Origin of the sequence: Furfurilactobacillus milii, from assembly GCF_009863985.1 — a bacterium.
In the GTDB taxonomy this organism is placed as follows: domain Bacteria; phylum Bacillota; class Bacilli; order Lactobacillales; family Lactobacillaceae; genus Furfurilactobacillus; species Furfurilactobacillus milii_A.
On sequence record NZ_WEZT01000009.1, the window covers coordinates 18,655 to 20,486 of the forward strand.

A 1,832-nucleotide genomic window follows, 5' to 3' on the forward strand; every position below is an offset into this window, starting at 1 on the left:
GTAATCACTCCCTATATTGGTTGGAATTAGCTACTACCATTGTAAGTGATTGCTTTGGGCTTTTTAATTTCTGTTCGGATTAATTATAGAATTTGCCAAACAGAAAAAATCCGTCCTCTATTAACAATAATTTGTTAATAAAGGACGGATTTCCGTGTTACCACCTTATTTTGAAGCAACCTCGCGATTGTTTCCTCGCCAAGTGCCAGGTTCGTGCACAAACCTGATACTCTGGCGCTGTAATGGGCGCACCCAGCATCGTCTAACCACATTCGGATCGACGATGTCGCTTGAAGATCATCTTCGGGCTATTCATCAACAGTGCTTTCACCAACATGCACCTCTCTGTGGAAGACGTTTAACCGTACTCTTCTTGTCATTGCGTTTCTGCTTTTAAACTGATGACTTAAATCTACAACTTTTAAAATGAGTGTCAAGTGTGAATTGTCATTCATTTTTCATTTTATGATACATAAAATGAATAAAACCTGACAAACAACTGTTATGTTTTGTTTCTTAAAATGATGTTATTCAAATGAGGAGGCAAAAAATGAAAGCAGTAGTTGTTCGACAAACAGGTGATTCAAGTGTTTTGCAGATAGGGGAGCGACCAATACCGCAAGCCACAACTGATCAATCAGTAATTAAAATTCACGCATTTGGTGTGCACCGTTATGAGGTATTAACACGTCAAACAGGTTGGCCTGCAGTTACCTTTCCACGGGTCCTTGGTGTTGAGGCCGTTGGCGTAATCGAACAGTCGTCAACAAATGGGCATTTTATGAAGGGCCAACGTGTTGTAACTTTAATGGGTGGTTTAGGACATGATGTGGACGGTAGTTATCAAGAATACGCTTTAATTGATGACAAAAATATTTATCCGACGTCTTTAGATGGTGACTACACACAATTGGCTACTTATCCAGAAAACTTCTATACTGCGTTTGGCGCGCTACAGCATGCACGCGTGTCAGCGGGACATAGCATATTGGTTCGTGGTGCGACGAGCACAGTTGGTCTGGCCATGATTCAACTTGGGCAGGCAATGGGGCTCACTGTTATCGGAACCAGTCGTCGAAAGGAAATGTTGCCCCAGTTAATCAAATTAGGGGCAAATCAAGTCGTGTTGGATAAAGATAATCAGTTGCAAACAGACGAGCAATTCGATGCTGTATTTGATATGGTTGGCATCGCAACCATGAATGATTCTATAAAACATGTGACAGATGGTGGAGCAGTTACAATGATTGGCGCATTGGCAGGAGGTTGGGCTGTTGACAGCTTTAGTCCATATGAACTGAAAAATAAATTTCTAATTTTTTTCAGCTCGGATGCAGTCGATTCAAGATTACTAAACCAAATGTTTAAGCTGATTCAGGAAAATCATCTTAAAATTCCAATTGCTAAGGTATTCGAGCTTGAGGATATTGCTCAAGCTCAGGATTATGTCATGAATTCTCATGAGTTAGGACAGGTAATTGTGACCACAGATAAAAAAGACTAAGCGTAAAAAGAGGGGTTCTCAACATGTATAAGTTGAGAATCCCTCTTTTTTGAAAATACATTTTCAATTAACGAATGACAGAATGTGATGCACTCAATCGTTTGATCTAAAATCTTTGGATCGTCGGGGTTTTCTGGAACCTTGAGCATGTGCATAGGTGAGGTAAATATATTTAAGGTTAATGTTATGGCCACGAATCCAATCGATGAGTTCGTTATTGGCAGCCCTAGTCATATGGTAGATTGCAAATTTAATCCGAATTTTTGGACAAATTTGTCAGCATGATCTGATAAGGTGTTTGCCAGTCAAGTATTTTAAGTGGTCTCTG

At 40.0% G+C, this 1,832-nt stretch carries 1 protein-coding gene and 1 other annotated feature; the gene reads left to right on the forward strand.

What is annotated here, in order from left to right:
• Window positions 1-137: 137 nt before the first annotated feature.
• Window positions 138-389: a binding site (T-box leader), on the reverse strand.
• Between the two features lie 161 nt (window positions 390-550).
• Window positions 551-1,504 carry a zinc-binding dehydrogenase gene (locus GB992_RS06325; RefSeq protein ID WP_161001702.1) on the forward strand — a complete coding sequence of 318 codons (954 nt, stop codon included), beginning with the start codon at window positions 551-553 and terminating at the stop codon, window positions 1,502-1,504.
• Window positions 1,505-1,832 lie beyond the last annotated feature (328 nt).

Bases quoted from the DNA above. Each gene is read 5' to 3' on its own strand.
- GB992_RS06325 (WP_161001702.1), top strand. From the start codon at position 551: ATGAAAGCAGTAGTTGTTCGACAAACAGGTGATTCAAGTGTTTTGCAG.